Genomic DNA, 21,042 nt, shown 5'->3' with positions numbered 1-21,042 from the left:
GGCGACAGCGCCCTCTTATTCTTGCACCAGCTTGTCTAACTGTTTCCAGCCCACCAGGACAATGTGGTTCCTGCTGAGCGCTCGCTTGAACTCCGGACTGCTCACCGCGTTGAAATCGCGCTGCCGCCACGCCGCTCCGTAATCGGGATGGTCCACCGTGATGGCCCGCATTTCGGAATCATCATACGCCAGATGGACAATCATTTCGGTCAAACCGGGTTTGAGAGATTCAATGGCTTTTACATAATTTTCCGTCCAGCGGCCGGCAGGGACCTGCGGAGTGAACATCACCAGATGGTTGAGAACAATGTCGTTCGGTGACACCAGTTTCAGCATCTCTTCGCCTTGCCGGCCTGGCAGTTTGACCGCCATATAAGGCAAATGATATTCATGAGCCACCTTGATAAGGACGGAGTAGAGCTGCGGCGTCGCAGCGAGTGTTCCCATGTGGATGTCCAGATGGGTGGGACGAATTCCCATCGCGAGCGCGCGCTTGATCTGGGCGCGGACCTCAAGCTCGGCTTCTTCGGGCATGGCATGGGCCGCAACCGGGCCATTGTCACCATAGAAATAGCCGTTCGGATCCAGCAGGCTAGCCACCTGATCTCTGGGCGCCACAGGGCCCCAGCGATAGGTTTTCCATTCGCTCGTCAGCGTCAGGTGCAGGCCCATATCCACGCCGGGATGTGACTTGGCAAAATCAGCGACTTCCGTGAACCACGGGCACGGGACCATCACGCTTGCCGCGGTAACGTACTTCTCTTCCAGCGCCTTGAAGCTGGCCACGTTTTGTGAATGGGCCACGCCCAGGTCGTCAGCATGGATGATCAGCAGTTTCGAATCCGGCGGATAACCGAGCTTTTCGGCGATGTGCTGCATCTGCGCGCTGGCAACGTCTCCAAAGAACACGACTGGGAGCAGGATCAGAAGTGAATGGACAACTATTCTCTTCAATGCAGCACCTCCGGGATATGGCTGGAGCAACATGGCGATCGAGCCACGACAGAATACACCCGCCCGTTAGTTTTTGTCTTTGTTCAATTCGATTCAGGGACCGGCGAAAAATGGAAGCTGCGGAAGTCAGCCGGCAAGCTTCACAAGGTGGGTGTTGAGAGACCCGCTGCGATAGCCTTCCAGATCCAGTGTTACGAAGTTGAATCCCAGGGGCTTGAAGATCTCCACGAACTTCACAGCCATCTCCGGCGTTAAAGCCCGGGGCAGCTCGTCGGGGGCGATTTCCAGGCGCACCAGAGTGTCATGATGCCGGACGCGGAACTGGCGGAATCCGAGGGCCCGAAGCGCCTCTTCGCCTTTTTCCACCACCGCCAACCGTTCCGGAGTGACTTCAATCCCGTAGGCGATACGCGAAGAAAGGCAGGCCGAAGCCGGTCGGTCCCAGACGGGTAATTCCGCTCGCCGCGATAGTTCACGAATGTCAGCCTTGGTGAGGCCCGCGTCGAGCAGCGGGGTGAGAACCTTGTGCTTGCGGGCCGCCTGCTGGCCGGGCCGCCAGTCGCCCTGGTCATCCACATTCACGCCGTAGGCGACCGCTGAATAGCCGCGCCGGGCGGCAAGCTGGTCAAGCTGGCTGAAAAGCTCGTCCTTGCAGAAGTAGCAGCGGTCAGGATTGTTGGCGCGATAGTCGGGATTTAAAAGTTCGGAAGTGTTGATGAACTCGTGCGGCACCTGGAACCGTTCGACGCAGGCCTCAGCCTCTCGCCGGTCGCGTTCTGAGTAGCTGGCGCTGAGGGCCGTTACGGCGAGCATGCGATCGCCCAAAGCCACGTGCGCCGCATAAACCAGATAGGCGGAATCGACGCCGCCTGAATAGGCAACGATCAGCGAAGGCAGTTTCTTCAGCTCGCCTTCCAGGCGTTTCTGCTTGTTCTCCAGTTCGCCTAACATACGCCCCTCATAAAACCAGCATAGCAGGTGGACCGCAGGCCCTCAACCCGCGTCGCAGCAGAAGGTTTACTGGATTAGCACGCCCTGCGTGTCATCCTCGGTGTCCTCGGCGCGGATGAGGCAGGCGGCGGCAAGCTGGTCCTCTTCGCCAAGATTGATCAGCTTGACCCCCTGGGAAGAGCGTCCGCATTCGCGAATCTTGGCGGAGTCGAGCCGCGCGATTTTGCCCTGCTGAGTGATCAGCATGACTTCCGAATCCTCGGTAACGCTGAGAGAGTTGACCACTTTGCCGTTGCGCGCCACCGTCTTCACGTTAATGACGCCCTTGCCGCCGCGCGATTGCAGCCGGTATTCGGTGATAGGGGTGCGTTTGCCGTAACCCTTTTCAGTGGCGGAGAGGATCAATTCCTTTTCTCCCACGACTTCAACGCCAACAATGTAGTCGCCTTTCTTAAGCGTCATCGCGCGCACGCCGCGGGCCTGGCGACCCATGTCACGGACGTCGCTTTCCGGGAAGCGAATGGCCATGCCTTCGTGCGTGGCGAGGAAGATGGTGTCCTGCCCTGTGGTCTGCTTGGCCCCAATCAACTCGTCATCGTCATCTACGTTCATGGCAATGATGCCGCGCGACATGGGGTTGGAGAAATTGGCGAGGCGTGTCTTCTTGATGACGCCGTTGCGGGTCACCAGCGTGACGTAGCCTTCGGCGGCGTAGGTTTCGCCTTTGACCTCGACGTCTTTCCGTTCGTCGGGGAGTTCCTTCAAAGTCACCAGCGAAGCCACCTTTTCGCGCGGGTTCAGATTCACAAGGTTGAGAATGTGCTTCCCGCGGCCGGCGGCGGCGACATCGGGAATCTCATAAACCTTCAGCCAGTGCACCCGGCCGGTGTTGGTGAAAACCAGAATGTAACTGTGGGTGGAGGCGACAAACATTCCCTCCACAAAGTCCGCCTCGCGGGTTTTCATTCCCAGGCGCCCCTTGCCGCCGCGGGCCTGCTGGCGGTAGGTGGATAAGGGAGTGCGCTTGAGATATTGCGAGTGCGAAAGCGTGATGACCACGTCTTCAACGGCGATCAGGTCCTCGAGGCCAATCTCCGCCTGCTCGTCGATGATGGCCGTCTTACGCTCGTCACCGTACTCCTTCTGCACCTCTTTCAGCTCTTTCACAATCACCCGGCGCAGCACCTTCTCATTCCGCAGGATCTCTTCATATTCCGCAATCTTCTTCTGGAGTTCGTCGTACTCTTCCTGCACCTTGTCGCGCTCGAGCGCCGTCAGGCGCTGCAACTGCATTTCCAGGATGGCCTGTGCCTGCCGCTGCGAGAAATCAAACTGCTCCATCAAGCCCGTGCGGGCGTCTGACGGCGTCTTGGAACCCCGGATCAGCTTGATGATGGCATCGAGCTGCGACAGCGCCTTCAGGAAACCTTCCAGAATGTGGGCACGCTCCTGAGCTTTGCGCAGATCGTAAGCGGTGCGCCGCCGGACCACGTTGACGCGATGGTCAATGAAGTGCTGGATGGCCTCCATCAGCGGCAGTTCGCGCGGCTGGCCGTTCACAATGGCCAGCATGATCATGCCGAAGTTCTCCTGCAACTGGGTATGCTTGTAAAGGTTGTTCAGAATGATTTCCGGCTGCTCCCCGCGCTTAATCTCGATCACAATGCGCATGCCTTCGCGGTCCGACTCGTCCCGGATGTCCGAGATGCCCTCGATTTTCTTGTCCTGCACCAGGCTGGCGATGCGCTCAATCACCCGGGCCTTGTTCACCTGGTAGGGAATTTCCGTGATGACGATCTGCTCTTTTTCCTTGGTCTGGCGCTCGATGGCCGCTTTGGCGCGCATGGTGAACTGGCCACGGCCGGTTTCGTACGCGGCCTTGATGCCGCTTCGCCCGTAAATATACGCGCCGGTCGGAAAATCAGGACCGGGAACGAGCTGCAGAACGTCGTCGAGGGTCGCCGTGGGTTTCTCGATCAGCAGGATGGTGGCATTCACCACTTCAGTAAGGTTGTGCGGCGGAATTTTGGTCGCCATGCCGACCGCGATGCCGTCGGAGCCGTTGATCAGAAGATTGGGGACCCGCGTGGGAAGGACCAGCGGCTCCTCAGTTGACTCGTCGAAGTTTGGAACAAAATCCACCGTATCTTTGGCAATATCGGCCAGCAGTTCTTCCGCCAGCGCCTCCAGGCGGCACTCGGTGTACCGGTAGGCCGCGGCGGGGTCGCCGTCAATCGATCCAAAATTCCCCTGGCCGTCAATCAGCGGATAACGCAGGTTGAAATCCTGCGCCATGCGCACCAGCGCGTCATAAACGGCGGAATCGCCGTGCGGATGGTATTTTTTGATGACTTCGCCCACCACGCCGGCGCACTTGGTGTAGCGCTTGTCGGAGGTCATTCCCTCCTTGTGCATGGCGTAGAGAATGCGCCGGTGGACGGGCTTCAAACCGTCGCGCACGTCAGGCAGCGCGCGCCCGATAATCACGCTCATGGCGTAATCGAGATACGATTTCCGCATCTCATCTTCAATGTTCACAGGCACTTCGTTCGCCGGCCTGATCAGTTCCTGGTCACCCATAAGTACGTCCCGTTATGTTTTCTTGCTGCTTACGTTTCGTGTGGTATCTGCCCACAATTTGTGGTTTGCACCCGGAGTAAGAATAACTTCCATTCTAACATGCGGATCGCCACGGTACAGGTCAGCATACTCCCTCGCGGACGGCGTGCTTATAAAGCATGGGGGTGTCCAGGAGGTCTGTAATCCCTAGGGTTTCGGCCGAAGAACAAGGGCAGCGGCCTGTGCCAATGCCGCAGCTTTGTCCTTCTGCTCGGCCTTGTCCTCGGGCCAGCCGATTAGATTAGCGTGACGAGGATGAGGGCCCAGCGAAGGGCGAATGTTGAGACCCTCATCAAATACAATTTTGGAGCCCAGATCCGCTCGGCCCAAAATTTTGACATTGTCTCTACGTTTGCGCTCCACAAAGAGAAGGCCTAAGAGCCAGACCCTTTTCTCGGCGCAACCAGTGGTTCGATAAACAGAGGTACATCCAGTCCTTGGCATGAATGCGGCGGGTGATATGCGCTTTTTCATGTGATGCTTATTAACAATATATCGGGATATGCGCTCGTCCAGGGAGACGACCCGAGAGGTCCAATCAATCCGAAGGAAAATGCCGAGCAAGAATATCCAGAATTGTTCGAGGTATTGCTCCAAAGAACGGCTCCTCTCCATACTGCCTGGATGATCCCCCAAATCTCCCGGCGTACACCAGCGTTGCCGTTGTCACGCTCATGGAAAAGAGACGATTGTCTTCGGTCTGCCATTCGAGCGCAATGTCTCCGTCAGGTTCTGGCACGACGGTTGGGCATTGAATCCCTTCAGGCAAACTTCTGACCACCTCAACTGCCCGATGACCTGAGACGTGCGAAACGGGCTCTCCACCATAACCATCCCAATCGCGTACGGAACAGGTCTGCAGAATCTCCGCGATCTCCTCGATTAGTAAGTCCCTCCATGCAAAAGATGCGGGAGTTTGCCGATCCGGACCATATTCCTTCGCGCGTTGCCTAGTAGTCTCTTCCGCCTCGCTGCTGATGCCCACTGGCAACCACAAGTTTCCTAGGTCGTAGGGGGTGATTTCTAAAGGGGCGTTCATCGAAAGAGCTCCTTAGTCTTGGGGGTTATACTTCCAAAGAAAATCGCATTCTTGACCTTCCTCAGTATAGCAAGTATCTCATCGATCTTTGCATCTTCCGGCGAGAGACTTACCTCCTTAAAGACATCTATATCGAGAATAACAGACGACTTGATCGGGTCGGGCTTCTCGGACGGGGTTTGGGCGATTATCGCAGTAACTCCCTCTTCGGGGAAGGGCACCACGACACGCGTGAAGAAGTGTGTGAGCACCTGCGGTAGGCCATTAGGCATTTTGGGAGCCATTGTGAAGTAGTCATCATAGTCGAATTTCTTAAATGGAATCTCAATGGAATTTATGTACCGCGTAGCAAGTCGATTCACACGAACAGGCTTCGCGTGGACTCTGTAGATGTCCCAAAGCCTTTTTGCCTCACTAAACACTTGTTCCCATCGAGTGTATGGTCGAAGCCGACTAAAAGTGAAACCATCAAGGCGAAACTGGACTGCCTGGGTCCCATCCGCGCTCCTGAACAAATAGCCGACAAGCTGATGTCGAGACGTAGTAAGGGGATCCTTCTCGTTCTTTAGCTCAAAAAGACCCTCCCACATTGTGCGTTTTTGCTTTTCGGGATATTCAACCCTGACCCAGTCATGCAGTGCCTCTAGTTTATCTAGTGAAACATCCTGAGGAAGTTGGGTTCTGACGTCGATGAGCGCTTCGGTGATTGGTGCCTTAGGGAAGACTTCAGTCATGAGCGAATGTTAGTCTCCGTAAGCTTGTGGCAAAGGATGGATCAGTCTAGCACAGAAGGCAACAAACCGGCATACACGGAAACCCAAATCAATCGACCTTGATTCTCTGCGAGAGCCGGAACACTCATACTTGCTAAATATCCAAATTCTTCACATCGAGGGCGTTTTGTTCGATGAATTCGCGGCGGGGGACCACAGCGTCACCCATCAGGATGGTAAAGATATTTTCTGCCTCGGTCCGGTCTTCGACCTTCACCTGAAGCATGGTCCTCTGCTCGGCGTCCATGGTGGTTTCCCAGAGCTGGTCGGGATTCATTTCTCCCAGGCCCTTGAACCGCTGTACGGTGAAGGCTTTTTTACCGAGCGTCATGATGTGCTCCAGCAGTTCCTTGCGGTCCTCGATGGTCAACTGGCTTCCGTTGGTTGAAACCAGGAAGGGCGGCTTGTCATTGGCGTGGACGCGCCGGTGCAGGTCGAGCAACCGTTTGTAGTCGGCGCTCGAAACCAATTCCCAATTGATGACACGCTCGCTCAGGTTCTCACTGGAAAAGGCCAGCGTATAGAGGTTGTGCTCTTCGTCGAGCTTAATCTCCGGCTTGAATCCTTCCGCCTTCAGGTCGTTTGCCACCTGCTTCAGTTTTTCCTGGTTTTCGAATTCGGCCTTCTTTGCGAACTCCACGCGGAGCAGGGCATCAACGGGCCGCGGGTCGGCCATCTTTTTTTCCAGCTTGTCAAAGAGCTCGATGTACTCGCCAAGCGCCATCAGGAAGTTCGTCAATTCCCCACCCTGCAGGCGCACCTTGTCCTTGCCCTCGCCGGCCTCGACCGCGTGGTCTTCCGTGGCGCGCCGCAGCACCTCGCGCCGGAATTCCTTTTCGTCGTGGATGTACTTCACGCTCTTGCCTTTCTTGATCAGGTAGAGGGGAGGCTGCGCAATGTAGACATGGCCGCGTTCAACCAGTTCGGGCATCTGGCGGTAAAAGAAGGTGAGCAGAAGGGTGCGGATGTGCGAGCCGTCGATGTCGGCGTCGGTCATGATGATCACTTTTGAATAGCGCAGCTTGGTGATGTCAAAATCATCCTTGCCGATGCCGGTGCCAAGCGCCGTGATCAGGGCGCGAATTTCCTCATGCCCCAGCATCTTGTCAAACCGCGCCTTCTCCACGTTCAGGATTTTGCCCCGCAGCGGCAGGATGGCCTGATAACGGCGGTCGCGCCCCATCTTGGCCGAGCCGCCGGCCGAATCACCCTCAACCACGAAAATCTCGCAACGCTCCGGGTCTTTCTCCTGGCAGTCAGCCAGCTTGCCGGGCAGGCCGCCGGAATCAAGTGCTCCCTTGCGGCGTGTAAGTTCGCGGGCCTTTCGAGCCGCCTCGCGGGCGCGCGCGGCATCAATCGCCTTGGCGCAGACCTTGCGGCCCACGGTAGGGTTCTTCTCAAAGGTTTCCATCAGCTTCTCATAGACGAAGCTTCCCACCGCGCTCTGGATGTCGCTGTTCAGCTTGCCCTTGGTCTGGCCTTCAAACTGCGGCTGCGGCAGTTGGACGCTGATAACTGCCACCAGGCCCTCGCGCACATCCTCGCCTGAGAGGTTGTCTTTGACGTCCTTGAAGAGGTTTTGGTTCTGCCCGAACTGATTGATGGCCCGGGTGAGACCCGAACGGAATCCCGAAAGATGAGTGCCGCCGTCCACGGTATTGATGTTATTGGCGAAGGTGAAGACATTTTCCGCGTAACCGTCGTTATACTGCAGCGCAAACTCGACGTGCATGTCGTCCTTGTCGGCCTCCGCAAAGATGGGCACGGGATGCAGGGTTTCCTTGTTTTTGTTCAGATGCTTGACGAATTCCGCGATTCCGCCGTTGTAACGGAATTCTGTCTCTTTGCTGAGACGCTCATCCTTCAGTACGATCGTAAGGCCTCTATTCAGGAACGAAAGCTCCCGCAGCCGCTGGGCCAGGGTGTCGTGATTGAACTCGATGGAAGTAAAAATCGTAGCGTCCGGCAGGAACCTTATTTTTGTCCCGCGCCGCGTCGTCTTTCCGGCCTGCTTCAGGCTGCTGGTGGGTTTGCCGAACGCGTAGGACTGCTCCCAGGTGTAGCCGTCGCGCCAGATTTCCAGTTCCAACGATTCGGAGAGAGCGTTCACCACAGAAACTCCCACGCCGTGCAAGCCGCCGGAAACCTTATAACTCTTGGTATCAAATTTCCCGCCGGCGTGCAGGACGGTCATCACAACTTCAGCCGCAGATTTCCCCTCTTCCTTGTGCAGGTCAACGGGAATTCCGCGCCCGTTGTCAACAACCGTCACGGAATTGTCGCTCTGCACGGTGACTTCAACCCGGTCGCATTCCCCTGCCAGCGCCTCGTCCACAGCGTTGTCAACAACCTCCCACACCAGATGATGCAGCCCGGTCGGCCCGGTGGATCCGATATACATGGCTGGCCGCTTACGGACCGCGTCAAGGTCCCGAAGGACCTTGATGCTCCCTGCATCATATGTGTTCGTTTCCTGCTCAAGCACCTGTTTAGTGTTACTCAATCGCTATTCCTCTCTACTGCGGGACCCAACTCGCCATGGCTTCGCGCAGCGACACCAAAAGCTATCTCCCAATAATCGGCACGCGGTATGTAAAGCACTCATACCCTCATCGGCATCACGACGTACCGGTATCGAAAGTTTTTTTCTTCTCCAGAGCGCATCTGGCCCGCGCTCTGCTCGTCTTTCAATTCCAGCCGGACTTTTCCCTCCTCGTCAACGACGTTCAGAAAATCCAGCAGATACTCATAGTTAAAACCAACCTGCATGGGCTCGCCTTCGTATCCCACCTCCAGCACTTCATGGGCCTCGCCAAATTCACCGCTGGAGGAAGAGATTTCCATCTGCCCGTCAGCAAGCTTCATCCGGACGGCCCTCGATCGCTGGTCAGCCAGCAGCGCCACGCGGCTGATGGCTGTGGACAGCGCGCCCTTGTCAATCTCAATCACCAGCTTGTTTTCCCGCGGCAGCACGGCCTCGTAATTGGGAAACTGCCCGGTCAGCATCCGGGAAATCAGCACGCGGTGTCCCATTGAAAAGTAGAGATGGCTGTCGTCTTTCGACAGCCCGACTTTTGCATCCTCTTCGGCTTCAGCCAGCAGTCTTTGCAGCTCCGCCATCGCTTTTTTGGGAATCAGTATCCGAAGCTCATTCTTCAGTCCATCCACTTCCATGTCACGCTCAATCAGCGCCAGCCGATGCCCGTCGGTCGCCACCATGGCCACGTTGTCCGGCTTCAGGATCAGCAGAGCGCCATTCAGTGTATAGCGCGACTCTTCGCTCGAAATGGAAAAGATTGTCCGCTTGATCATCGTAGAAAGCACATGGGCCGGCAGTGAAACCAGAGAATCCGGAAGCGAAGGCAGAGTGGGATAATTGTCCTTCGCCATTCCCACCAGCTTGAATGACGCGCGATCGCAGGTTACCTGCACCCAGTGATTTTCAAGAAGCTTGAGCTTCACATCCTTTTCCGGCAGGGACCGTACGATTTCAAACAATCGCTTCGCCGGAATCGTTCCCGATCCTGGTTTTTTGATCTTGGCCGAACAACCACAGCAAACGCCAAGCTCCAGGTCAGTGGCGCTGATTCGAAGGGAAGAATCCGCCGCTTCCAGAAGAAGATTTGAAAGAATTGGAATGGTGGTCTTTCTCTCAACAACACCCTGGGTCAGGTTCAGTTCTTTCAGGAGGAGGCTCTTTTCTACTGAGAATTCCATTTAATTAAATTCCTTCTCTATAGAGTCTTAGTAGTAGTGGCTGTGGACTTGTGGAAAAAGCCATAACACCGCTACCGGCGCCTGTAATCGCGGCCCGATGTCTGTGGATACCTTAGCTCTTTCTGTGCATTGCTGTGCATGCTTTGGCCGTGTTTCTAAATTCACAAATAGATTTTTGACTTCGCCTGTTGAAAACGCCATAAGCCTAACTCAATGTGTCCCGAAGCCTGTTGAGGATTCTGTTCAAATCTCTGTCAGTCTTCCTCAACAGGTCAATTTTCTGTATTGAATGCAGCACGGTCGTGTGATGTTTTCCGCCAAACTCCCTGCCGATCTGAGGCAGAGAGGCGGGTGTCAATTCTTTTGCAAGATACATGGCCACCTGACGCGGGAAAGCAACCGCGTGGCTGTTGTCCCTGGCCTTCAATTGCGTCAGCGAGAGTCCGTATTCCTGGCATACCAGGCGCTGAATGTGCTCGATTGAGACGCGCCGCTGGTCCAGATCGATGATGCTTTTCAATACCTGCTGGGCCATGGGCAGTGAGATTTCAGCGCCCGTCAGCGACGAGTATGCAATCAAACGCGTCAATGCTCCTTCCAGGTCCCGGATGCTGGTTTTGATTCGCGTGGCGATGAATTCGCCGACCGCCTCCGGCAGTTTAACGCCCTGCTCCTCGCTCTTTTTATCCAGAATCGCGCGCTTGGTCTCCGTATCAGGAGGTTGCAGGTCTGCCGTCAAACCCCACGCAAAGCGCGAGCGCAACCGTTCTTCAAGCCCTGCAATATCCTTCGGCGGCTGGTCGCTCGAGATCACCACCTGCTTCTGGGCCTCGTAGAGAGTGTTAAACGTATGGAAAAACTCTTCTTGCGTGCGTTCCTTCCCGGCGATGAACTGGATGTCGTCCATCAACAGGACATCAACGTTTCTGTACTTGTCGCGGAAAGAGACCATCCGATCGTACCGCAGGGAGTTGATGACATCGTTGGTGAAAGCCTCCGAGGAGACATAGGCCAGGCGCATCTCCCTCTGGCGCTGCTTGATCACATGCCCGACAGCCTGCATCAGGTGCGTCTTCCCCAGTCCCACGCCTCCGTACAGGTAAAGCGGGTTGTAAGCCTTGGCTGGAGTTTCCGCTACGGCCCGGGCAGCGGCGTTCGCGAACTGATTGCAGGAACCCACCACGAAGGTTTCGAACGTGTACCGCGCATTCAACTGATGATCGACTGACTCGAAGTCAAGCATGGCCTGCCTGAGTTTTGTCTCCCCATTTCCCGAAGACTTCTTTTCCGGCAGGATCTCCATCTCATACCGGACCCCGCTGAATCCCAGCCGGAGCTTTTCGAGCGCATCCTGAATTATCGAGTTGTAGTGGTCCTGTATCCATTCCTGAAATTCCTGGTTGGGAACGCGGATTACCAGAGTTTCCGCCTCAGAATGGCTGTACCGCGTGGGCTTCAGCCAGGTCTGGTAGCTTTGAGGGTTTACCTTCGTCTTCAGGTAATTCAGAACTTCTTGCCAGGCATTCATAGCAGTTTAGTTGGTGAGAAAGACCCACGGATCGGCCACATCGCTATTGCGCAAACAGGGCCTCACTTCTTCAACCTCGCGCGTTCCAGGGGTTCCATTCTATGGTTAAATTCCCCAGATCTTCTCCTGCGTTTTAAGCGTTTAGAAGTTTTCGACGCGGGTGCCCTGTAATGTCGGTTATGGCCTCGTTCAGTCAGATAGTTTAGCACAGAAAGGTGGTTCAATTCCAACCCATCTTTCCCACTTGGAATGTGATGCTTACAAGGATTTCCACAGGGCAGTTCGGGGGCTGCTGAACGAAAAGCCGGAATCGGCCCAAAAATCCCTTCCATCGGCTCTTGCTTAGGCACGTAAACCGGCGTCCTCTGACCTCCTAGGGCCGCGCACGCTGATGCCTGCAACCACATCCAGGATAGTCTGGTGCCGATGTGTCAAAAACTCCTTCCCGCCAGAACTGCGTGAGCATGTTGCCTGCGCGCACCCGCTAAGCTGGCGTTTCGGAGGAGCGTCTCTCTCATGCGGTTGCTGGGGTTTCTCCAAATTTTGCGCAGCAGCTTGCCGGCGCCCAAGCTTTCCGCTTGATTCGCACGCGTCTCCAATGGTATACAAACGAAGACAACAAAAATCCTGACAGAGGATGGGGAACGTGGGGGGAGTTCGCCTGTCTCGGTGTTTCAGCCTTCCCAGTTGAGCGGTAGAAAGGCGGGGCCTTGAAGCCCAAGGCCAGGTTGCCCCCGGTCTGCTAAAATAACAAATTCGCGTGACAACAATTTTTCAGCAATTTGGGATGCCGATGACACCCTACGAACTGCTTGGGCGCCTCCCGGGCTTCGTGGAGCGTTTGCGTGCTGCTCCGCCCGTCCATGTGGAGAGAGGTATTCTTGAGGTCAAAGGGTGGTGCGAGAGCAGGAACCAGCTTGAGAAAGAGGCCGCCGATGCCGCCGTCTGTCTGGCCAATGCGGAAGGCGGAATTGTCCTGCTAGGCCTTGATCCGGAACGCCTGATCGAAGAGGCGGCGCCGTGCCCGCACGAAAATGTCACCCCGGAGTGGTTGCAGGAGTCGGTTCGAAGCCACAGCCATCCTGCAGTGGAATGCGCCGCCTGCCGGCTGGGTGAAGCAGTGCCGGCCACGCCGGCTGCCGCGCAACAGTGCGTTGTCCTGCTCGTGCCCAGAAGGGCCATCGCCGGCATGCACCGGACCGATCAGGGCGTATGCCTCATCCGGCGCGGCGGCCGCTGCGAGGTGGACCATCTGGCATCCCAGGAAGACTACACCAGCGTTCTGCTGGACGGCGCAGGCATCGAGAGCCTTTCAGAGGAATCACTCGACTGGGCTTTTACCAACCAGGTCGTGCGCCCGCGGCAGCCGCAGCGCTGGCGGGAATCCGGGCGCTCCATTGAAGACCTGCTGGTGGATTTCAATCTTGTCAGCCCGCGCGGAACAGGCCCCGCGCTTACGCTGGCGGCGGCGCTGCTGTTCGGCGCCAGGGAGTTCCTGTCCCGAGTGTCGGGATCCGCATTTCTGCGGGTCACTGTCAATGGCTCAGGCAGCGCTTCTCCAGAGCCGTACACCACCCACATCCAGCAGAACATTGCCGACACTTTCCGGGATTTGTGGACGTGCCGGGGAGACATTACGGCCCTCACGGCATCGTCACTTCCCGAAAGGTGCCTGCGCGAACTGATGGTGAACGCGCTGCTCCACCGCTCCTATCGCTCTTCGGAGCCCGTCAACGTACGAATCACGCCCGACCATCTGCTCGAAATTCAGAACCCCGGTGGCTTTCTCCGCAACCTCGGCCCTCGAAACCTCATCAACGCCAGCCCTGTGCACCGAAACCCCTTGCTGACCGAGGCGGCGTCCCTGCTCGGCTTCTGTGAGAAGAGCGGCAGCGGAATTGACATCGTCTACCAGGAGGCCGTGGCCTCCGGGCACGACTTCCCCTATTTCGACGGCAATCCCGAAGCATTCACCGCCCTGGTTCCGCTCGAGACAGACGCCAACTTCGCCCAATTCATCCGCTACCGGGGAACAGAATTCACGCGGCTCGAAAGCCTGCTGGTCCTCAAACACCTGCACAGAACGCCCCAGGCGGACGTCGGCCAACTGGCGCGCGTCATCGAGCGGCCGATAGAATTCACCGAAAGCCTGCTCCAGGAGCTTTCAAGACGGCTCGTCATCCAGGAAGACCACGCCCGCTTCAGCCTCAGCGGCCCCCTGCGCGACGAAATCGATTATCCCGCCGACCGCGACCAGGGAAATTTGTTTTAGACCCCGGCAGGCGCCTGGGGCAGGCGCCAGCGTCTCACGGCCTTACGATAATGATCGGGTCGGCTCCTTTCTTTCCATCGACGTAGACTGTGTACTTGTACTGATGGTCGTCTCCCGCGACCACGATGTCAGTGTTTCCGGGGTGTGCAGGATCGAAGTGATCGCGCTCAAAGGGGCTCGGGCCATCGAAAACAACCAACCAGTCCCCTGGACCTGACCACTCAACCTGGTCTCTATTCTTCTTGGATACCTCCACGGGATCATTATCCACATTGGATGGGTTTCCCTTCTGAATCTTGACGTGCTTTACCTGTGGCTGTAACTGCGTTTGTGGCTGTGGCATAGTACCCCTCCTTATTTTAGATTTTTGACACTCTCCCTAATGCGACTCGGTTTGGACAAGTTCTTGAAATTCCGGATCAACTTTCAGCGCGCTCCATTCAGGGTCAGAACGGATCGCTTGGACAGGATATCCGCTTCTGATGGCGCGCCGGAGGTATTCGAGAGCCCTGGCCCGCTGACCTGCCAAGCGGTAAACAAGCGCAGCGTTGTACATTAGTTGAACATCTTTTGGCGCAAACGAAAGGGCCCGTCGCAGGTCATGCATTGCCTGTTTAAAGTTCGAGCTTTGGGCTTCATAGGTTGCTAATTCCCCCAGCTTGTCGTAAGACTTGGGATTCACACGCAGGCCGTCTCGTGTAAGGGCAGCAGCTCTCTGATAAGCGGTGACGGCCTTGACCCGGCCATGGGATGACCACTTGTAAGCGTCGGCCAGGTTGCCCCATAGCATCGCGTCCTTTGGGTTGAGCTGGACGGCCTTCTCCAAATACCCGGCCGATTGCCCGAAGTGCCCCTCAGAGTATTGCAGTGTGCCGAGATTTGAATACGCCACTTCGCTGGGATGGTTGGCGATGGATTTCTTGAGTACTTCTTCCGCTTCGGGCCATTTTCCGAGCACATAGTACGCCGCACCCAGGTTGTATAAGCCAACGTGGTTGCCTGGCGCGAGATCGTTCACTTTTTTGAACATCACCGCGGCCTTCTCTGATTGGCCGGTATTGAAATAGAGCACTCCCAGCCAGTTATAGGGGGCCCAGTAATTGGGCCGCATGCTGATGGCGCGCTGGTAGGTCGCTTCAGCCTCGCTGGTCCTCTTCAGGTGGTATTGAGCGTCAGCCAGGCCCTGATAGGCAGATGTGTTGGTCGGCTCGGCTTCGAGCACCTTTTGGAATTGGCCGGCCGCTTGAGCATATCTGCCGGTACCGCTTTCGAGAATGCCAAGGCAAAGGTGTGAGGCAGGGAGCTTTGAGTCAAGTGTGACGGCGTGGCCGCACGATTCCTGCGCCTTATCCACCCAGCCGGTGTCTGCCGTTGCAGTGTATTTCAGCCAGTAGGCCTGCCCGAGTCCCGCATGGGCGAGAGTGTAAGCACTGTCAACGTTGAGCGCGGATTGAAAAGAATCTACGGCTTTGTCTATGTTTTCGGCCCTTTCGTAGTTCTGCAGATAGCCAAGCCCCTTGAGGTATTCCTCAAACGCGCCGGCCACCTTTGTGCCATGCAATTCGACAGACTGGCGCGCGGCGGGCGGAACGTCCAGCCGAAGCATTGCGGCTGTACCCTGCACGACGCGGTCCTCGATGCCGAACGGATCTGAGGCGGCAAGGGTGAGGGTCTCAGCCCGCAACTGGCGTATTGAGGAGGGATCAACGAGCGCATACGAGATGCGAACTCGGTCGCCCACCCGCTCGAAACTCCCGGTGAGAACGAGGTTCACCCCGAAGGCTTTTTGCGCTTCCGTCGCGGTCTCGACGTGTCGCGCTGAGAGGTCGCCAACCGGAACCACCTGGAGCGAGCGATCGGGTGAAAGCTCCGTGAGCTTCGCGGCCACTGTCTCAGCAAGGCCACGGCTGAATGCGTTGTCATCCGGCATCCCGCCACGAACGGAGAAAGGCAGGACGGCAAGTTGCTTTTGGTTGGGAAGACTCCAGGAAGACGATGACAGTTTGAGGTGGCGTTGCAAGGCCGGGACCGCAAGAAAAAGTATCGCTGCTAATGCGGCAGTGACGGTTCCCGCAGTGAGAATAAGTGTCGCCCGCCGGCGCGATGAGGTCGGACGCCACCAGGCTTCGCTCGGCGCCGCCGCAAGGCTCGCGACCTTATTTGAATAGCCAAGATCTGCAAGCAATTCCTGCGCAGTTTGGTACCTCTTCTCCTGTTCTTTAGCAAGCGCCCTAAGGATGACTGCTTCCAATTGTGGGGTAATCCGGGGGTTCAGTTCACGCGGCGCGCGAGGCGCCTGTGTCAAAATGGCTACGATCAACCGGGTTGTATCCTCTTCAGGGAACGGACGCACGCCCGTCGCCATTTCATAAAGAATTACTCCCAGAGCATACAAGTCGGTGCGTCTGTCTACCGCTTCCCCGCGCAATTGCTCCGGCGCCATGTATGGAATCGTGCCCATGATGGCGCCCGGCCGAGTCTGCGAGAGGCTTTCCTCGGTGGATGCGTCTGCTTCGACAGGCCGCACCCACTTTGCCAGTCCGAAGTCCAGCACCTTGACCCGGCCCTTTGCAGTCACCATAACATTGGCCGGCTTCAGGTCACGATGGATGATGTTGCGTTCGTGAGCTTCTACGAGGGCTTCAGCAATCTGACGGGAAATTCCCACTGCTTCCTCAGTCGCCAAAGGTCCACGCCTCACCACCTCCGCGATGGTTTGCCCCTCGATCAGCTCCATGGCGATGAAGGGCCGGCCGTCGTGTTCACCGATATCGTATACCGTGCAGATGTTGGGATGGCCCAGTGCCGAAGCCGCGCGCGCCTCGCGGTGAAAGCGCTCGAGCGATCTTGCATCCGCTGCGGCGTCGATCGGCAGGAACTTGAGGGCGACACGACGGCCGAGTTGGGTGTCTTCGGCTTCGTAGACGATTCCCATCCCGCCTCCGCCCAGTTTTTTCAGAATGTGGTAGTGGTAAACCGTGCTACCTGCCAGTTGCAAATCATCACTGTGGTGCGATTCAGACTCTGCCCTTGCCAGGGCCTCGGCAGCCTCTTCGATGGCCGGAGTCTCGAGGAAGCTTCCCGCCTGTTCATCCACCTCCAGCAGTGATTCCACTTCCCGGCGCAGGTCTTTGTTCCCCGCGCAGGCGCTCGCTAAAAAGGCGTGCCGCTCGTTCTTCTCGCGCCGCAGCGCCGCGTGGAAGAGCCTGTCGATCTCCTGCCAGCGTTCAGGTTGCATCTCGTCTATCTCCGCGCGGTTCGCGATAGCGGACGTGCTGCACGTCTATCAACAGTAGATGTGCTTCATTGATGAAAGCCGTGGGCTGCACGGTTTGGATGGAGTATTCGCGGGCCAGGCACCGGTCCGCGATTCGGCGAACATTACGGTCGGCGAAACCCACGATCCGATTCAGGACTTGAGCGTCTCCCCGGCTCCAGCCCCGGAGTAGCGGGGTGACGTCGTGGGCAAAAATCGCCCGCCGCATGGGTTATTCGCCTCGGAGTAAGGACTAGAATGTCTGAATTCTAGCACTTTCGCAAAAGGCAGTCCAGAGGATCGAATGGTGGGGGCCCAGGTGGGGTTACTATTTCGTAGCATGGCCATCCCGTTCGCTTCGCTCAGGGCGGGCCCGGCCGTGTCTTCTACCGCAGCACGGCCTGCCTCCCACCTGCTGACAGCCCCCTGCCCATTGCCTCCTGCCTGCTTTTCGCCGGCTCCCATGCACCCATCGCTTTCGCTCTGGAATCTTGAATCTGAAATCCCGAGGGCAGTGGACGCGCAAGCGGCCGGGTGAGGGGCGTTTTCGCGCGTGCGAATGCACACCCCGTCCGGCAAATCAGTTCGGAGCGGCGGCCATCGTTGAGAGATTTTGCGGCAATGACCGCGCCGCGCGCTGAATTGCCGCCGTCTCTGCCGAGCAGAACCAAAGTTTGCCGCTTTTTGCCATTTCCAAATCCTCGACACTCCAGAGTGCTTTCATGATGCCCTGGTCCGAATGGTTAGCGCCAAGCAGCAGATGGCCCAGTTCGTGCGCGATGGCATCACCCAGAATTTTCCCAGGGTCGAGGTCCCATAAGGAAGAAATGTGCTCCACTCGATCATAGAACACGTTTGCAGTCCCCCCTGGCAATGGTCCTTCGGCCGTCGGTGAAATGACCGACTCGCCCAGTGCGCCGGCTCTGCGATTCCCTCGCCTTGCCATGGAGCCAGGAAGTATCCGAACGAAAAAATCCGCGTCCGAGTTTTCAGGCTTGGCCCTGCCCGTTCCCGGTCTCAGCGAGTAATCCGTCCACGCGATGCGCACACCCACTTTCGCGAAAATCCCTGCGGCATGGCCTTCGGCCTGCCCAAGGTGGGTCCTGCCGACATTTGCGTAGTCGTAAATCGCTACGCTAACCACAGCCTGGTCCTGGACCTTGCGTGACCTTGCCAGGCTACTTCCCACCGGTCCGATGAAAACGCAGGTTGCCAAAAGCAGCTTGCATGCCCGCCTGGAATGCTTCAACACCTCCGAAGCTTTTGTTTTCATGCTCCCCTCCTTCCCTGTGCAGCGCAAGGCTGGCGTCTCGGCTTCGCTTTCTATGGAGGGCAAGTCCAAACAAGTCGAGCAGTGAAAGGGGAATCCCTGAAGTCATCGCCCCGGTTGGCTGTCGCCCCAAACGCCTCGACGCAGCGCCAGCCTGGGCCTGAAGTGTGAGGAGATCAATGGACGGCGTGTCCTTTCTGGTGGAAATGCATTTCCCCTGGCAAACTATGCTGAATCAACTGCCTCCCGTGCGAGTTTCCCTACTCGTCTTGATCAACCGGCACCGCCGCCGTATAATCGGGGCACTCAGGGGAACCCCATGAAAACAGATCCGGCCCCGGGAACGCGGGTTCGGTTTGGGATTTTCGAGGCAGACCTCCGCTCGGGAGAACTGCGCCGCGATGGGCTGAAGATAAAAATTCAAGAGCTGCCCTTCCAGGTGCTGGTGTCTTTGCTGGAACGGCCGGGGGAAGTGGTGACGCGGGAGGACCTGCGCAAGAGGCTGTGGCCAGCCGATACCTTTGTGGATTTCGAGCACGGATTAAGCAAGGCCATCAACAAGCTGCGGGAGGCGCTGGGCGACGACGCCAGCAATCCGCGTTTTGTTGAGACCCTGACGCGGCGGGGGTACCGTTTTCTCGGCCCGGTAGAACGCACTGATCACACTTCATCTACTGGGAATGAGGAGCCAGTACATGTACGCCAAGGGGCGCCATCATCACGACGATGGGTCATGGTAGCGGCCGGGGTGCTCGCCGCGTTGCTGGCAGGCGCTTATTGGCTGTCTCGACCTTCTACTAGACCCGAAGTCACGGGAATGGTCCAGCTCACCAACGACGGACAAGCCAAGTCCGGCCCGCTGCTCAGCGATGGCTCGCGCATTTATTTCGGCGAGGGGAATATCCCCTCCTTGGAAATGGCGCAGGTCTCCGTGCATGGTGGCGAGGTTGCGCCCGCTGCCGCGATTTCAGTCCCGCAGGCATTTCCGCTGGATATTTCTCCCGACGGCAGCGAGTTCCTCATGACTCAGTTCACAACGACGGCCGACATGGCGCCAGTTTGGGTTGTGCCCGTCCTGGCAGGATCGCCACGACGTGTTGGCAATTTGATGGTAAACCTGAACCCGCAAACTGCTGCGTGGTCGCAGGATATGCAACGAATCGCTTTTGCAAGGGGGGACGACCTCTACACAGCCAGCCCGGACGGCACGGATGCAAAAAAACTTGTGAGCCTCCCTGGCGATGGCTTTGGCTTTCATTGGTCGCCGGATAGCTCCTGCCTGGATATCAGCGTTCTGAACAAAAAGACCGGCGCCCAATCCTTGTGGGAGCTGCGGGCCGACGGTACAAATCTCCATCAGCTTCTCCCGGGTTGGAGTAATCCCCCGGCTGAGTGCTGCGGTGTTTGGACGCCGGACGGGAAATACCTCGTCTTCCAGGCAACCCGCAACGGCGTCACCGCATTGTGGGCGCTGCCGCAGACGACCGGCTTATTCAGCCGAGCTTCGCGCCAGCCCATCCAGTTGACCACCGGGCCGATGGACATGCTGTCTCCGGTCCTGAGCAGGGACGGCAAGAGGATTTTTTCGCTGGGTATTCAGCCTCGGGGGAAACTGGTTCGATACGACGCGCGGTCGAAGAGTTTCGTTCCCTATCTTGGTGGTGCGTCCATTGAGGACGTGGATTTCTCGAAAAACGGTAAATGGATCGCGTATCTTTCTTATCCCCAAAACAGTCTCTGGCGCAGCAAGGCGGATGGAAGCAGCAAGCTTCAACTCACCTTCCCCCCACTTCAGGCGCTTCTGCCCCGCTGGTCGCCGGATGGGAAACAAGTTGCGTTTATCGGCCTGAAGCTCGGAGAAGGGGAAGCTGTGAAGATTTATGTCGTGCCGGCCGATGGCGGCGAACCCGAGCGAGTGTTGCCGCAGGATACGGGCGAAGAGACTGACCCCGTCTGGTCGCCAGACGGCAACCGGCTGGTTTTTTCGAAGAATTCTTTTGTGGAAGTCCGCTCGCTCCAGGAGCGAGATATTGAGGTCGTAGATCTGAGAACCAGGCAGGTTACGCCGGTGCCAGGATCGGAAGGTCTGTATTCCGCGCGCTGGTCGCCCGATGGCAGGTACCTGGTGGCGATGCCGCGCGATTCCACACGCCTGACGCTCTTCGATTTCAAAAGTCAGAAGTGGCAAGAGCTGGTGAAGATGGCGATTGGCTTCCCAAGTTGGTCGCGAGACAGCAAATACGTTTACTTCAATGACGCCAGCAACACAGCCTTCTACCGCGTGCGGGTGAGGGACCGAAAGGTCGAGCAAGTCGCGAGTCTCGCGGGAATGACCATGGCTGGCGAACAGTGGACGGGGCTTGCGCCTGATGACTCGCCGATGCTTCTGCTCGACACCAGTATCGACGAAATCTATGCGGTTGACTGGACTGCGCCGTAACGGCGCCGCTGAAGATGTCTCTGGAAACGTAGATGCAAGAGCAGGCGCGGGGATCCCGCCGGGGCGCGATCGCCATCATGACGTGTTAATCCCGCCGCTAGCGAAACTCAAAGAAAATCCATCCGCTATCCAATGAGCAGTTCCTTCCCGTAGTAGAAGGTCGGCGCCAACACCCATTCTCAGGAGGATGGCGCATTGAAGTAGCGTCGATCGGCGCGTCGGA

General features: G+C 57.3%; 14 protein-coding genes. 2 read left to right on the top strand and 12 right to left on the bottom strand.

Translation table 11 applies throughout. The features are described 5' to 3' along the window. Window positions 1-15 precede the first annotated feature (15 nt). The 8 genes from VFQ24_10075 to dnaA all read right to left on the bottom strand — a co-directional run bounded on the left by VFQ24_10075 (window position 16) and on the right by dnaA (window position 11,581). A complete protein-coding gene (locus VFQ24_10075; protein ID HET9178688.1) occupies window positions 16-954 on the bottom strand; it encodes a polysaccharide deacetylase family protein in 939 nt (312 codons plus the stop codon). A 126-nt stretch (window positions 955-1,080) separates the two neighbouring features. Then, the gene (larE, locus tag VFQ24_10070) at window positions 1,081-1,905 is read right to left on the bottom strand and encodes an ATP-dependent sacrificial sulfur transferase LarE (protein ID HET9178687.1); all 825 of its coding nucleotides are present in this window, start codon (window positions 1,903-1,905) and stop codon (window positions 1,081-1,083) included. A 66-nt stretch (window positions 1,906-1,971) separates the two neighbouring features. Beyond that, complete coding sequence (gyrA, locus tag VFQ24_10065; GenBank protein HET9178686.1) at window positions 1,972-4,485, bottom strand: DNA gyrase subunit A; 2,514 nt, start codon at window positions 4,483-4,485, stop codon at window positions 1,972-1,974. 186 nt (window positions 4,486-4,671) lie between these two features. Further along, window positions 4,672-5,121 (bottom strand): hypothetical protein, encoded by a 450-nt coding sequence (locus VFQ24_10060; protein HET9178685.1) that lies wholly within the window; start codon window positions 5,119-5,121, stop codon window positions 4,672-4,674. 438 nt (window positions 5,122-5,559) lie between these two features. After that, window positions 5,560-6,297 (bottom strand): TIGR04255 family protein, encoded by a 738-nt coding sequence (locus VFQ24_10055; GenBank protein HET9178684.1) that lies wholly within the window; start codon window positions 6,295-6,297, stop codon window positions 5,560-5,562. A 133-nt stretch (window positions 6,298-6,430) separates the two neighbouring features. Then, window positions 6,431-8,839 (bottom strand): DNA topoisomerase (ATP-hydrolyzing) subunit B, encoded by a 2,409-nt coding sequence (gyrB, locus tag VFQ24_10050; protein HET9178683.1) that lies wholly within the window; start codon window positions 8,837-8,839, stop codon window positions 6,431-6,433. Window positions 8,840-8,937: 98 nt separating this feature from the next. Next, entirely contained in the window at window positions 8,938-10,053 is a 1,116-nt protein-coding gene (dnaN, locus tag VFQ24_10045; protein ID HET9178682.1) for a DNA polymerase III subunit beta, read from the bottom strand. A 205-nt stretch (window positions 10,054-10,258) separates the two neighbouring features. Next, window positions 10,259-11,581, bottom strand: coding sequence for a chromosomal replication initiator protein DnaA (gene dnaA / locus VFQ24_10040; protein HET9178681.1), 1,323 nt, complete (start codon window positions 11,579-11,581; stop codon window positions 10,259-10,261). Between the two features lie 793 nt (window positions 11,582-12,374). Here dnaA and VFQ24_10035 point away from each other — a divergent pair. After that, the gene (locus tag VFQ24_10035) at window positions 12,375-13,853 is read left to right on the top strand and encodes an ATP-binding protein (protein ID HET9178680.1); all 1,479 of its coding nucleotides are present in this window, start codon (window positions 12,375-12,377) and stop codon (window positions 13,851-13,853) included. A 34-nt stretch (window positions 13,854-13,887) separates the two neighbouring features. Here VFQ24_10035 and VFQ24_10030 read toward each other — a convergent pair whose 3' ends face one another. From VFQ24_10030 to VFQ24_10015, 4 genes are all read right to left on the bottom strand, one after another. Beyond that, window positions 13,888-14,196 (bottom strand): hypothetical protein, encoded by a 309-nt coding sequence (locus VFQ24_10030; GenBank protein HET9178679.1) that lies wholly within the window; start codon window positions 14,194-14,196, stop codon window positions 13,888-13,890. Window positions 14,197-14,232: 36 nt separating this feature from the next. Next, window positions 14,233-17,091, bottom strand: a complete 2,859-nt coding sequence (locus VFQ24_10025; protein HET9178678.1) for a protein kinase — start codon at window positions 17,089-17,091, stop codon at window positions 14,233-14,235. Then, complete coding sequence (locus VFQ24_10020; protein HET9178677.1) at window positions 17,081-17,338, bottom strand: ECF-type sigma factor; 258 nt, start codon at window positions 17,336-17,338, stop codon at window positions 17,081-17,083. Before VFQ24_10020 ends, VFQ24_10025 begins: the two co-directional genes overlap by 11 nt. 351 nt (window positions 17,339-17,689) lie before the next feature. Beyond that, a complete protein-coding gene (locus VFQ24_10015; GenBank protein ID HET9178676.1) occupies window positions 17,690-18,382 on the bottom strand; it encodes a hypothetical protein in 693 nt (230 codons plus the stop codon). A 316-nt stretch (window positions 18,383-18,698) separates the two neighbouring features. Here VFQ24_10015 and VFQ24_10010 point away from each other — a divergent pair, with 316 nt between their 5' ends. Next, window positions 18,699-20,819, top strand: a complete 2,121-nt coding sequence (locus VFQ24_10010; GenBank protein ID HET9178675.1) for a winged helix-turn-helix domain-containing protein — start codon at window positions 18,699-18,701, stop codon at window positions 20,817-20,819. Window positions 20,820-21,042: the final 223 nt, after the last annotated feature.

Source organism: Terriglobia bacterium, assembly GCA_035712365.1.
Taxonomy (GTDB): Bacteria; Acidobacteriota; Terriglobia; order UBA7540; family UBA7540; genus SCRD01.
Note: the sequence above shows the minus strand (reverse complement) of the source record. Positions and strands in the feature narration are given on the sequence as shown.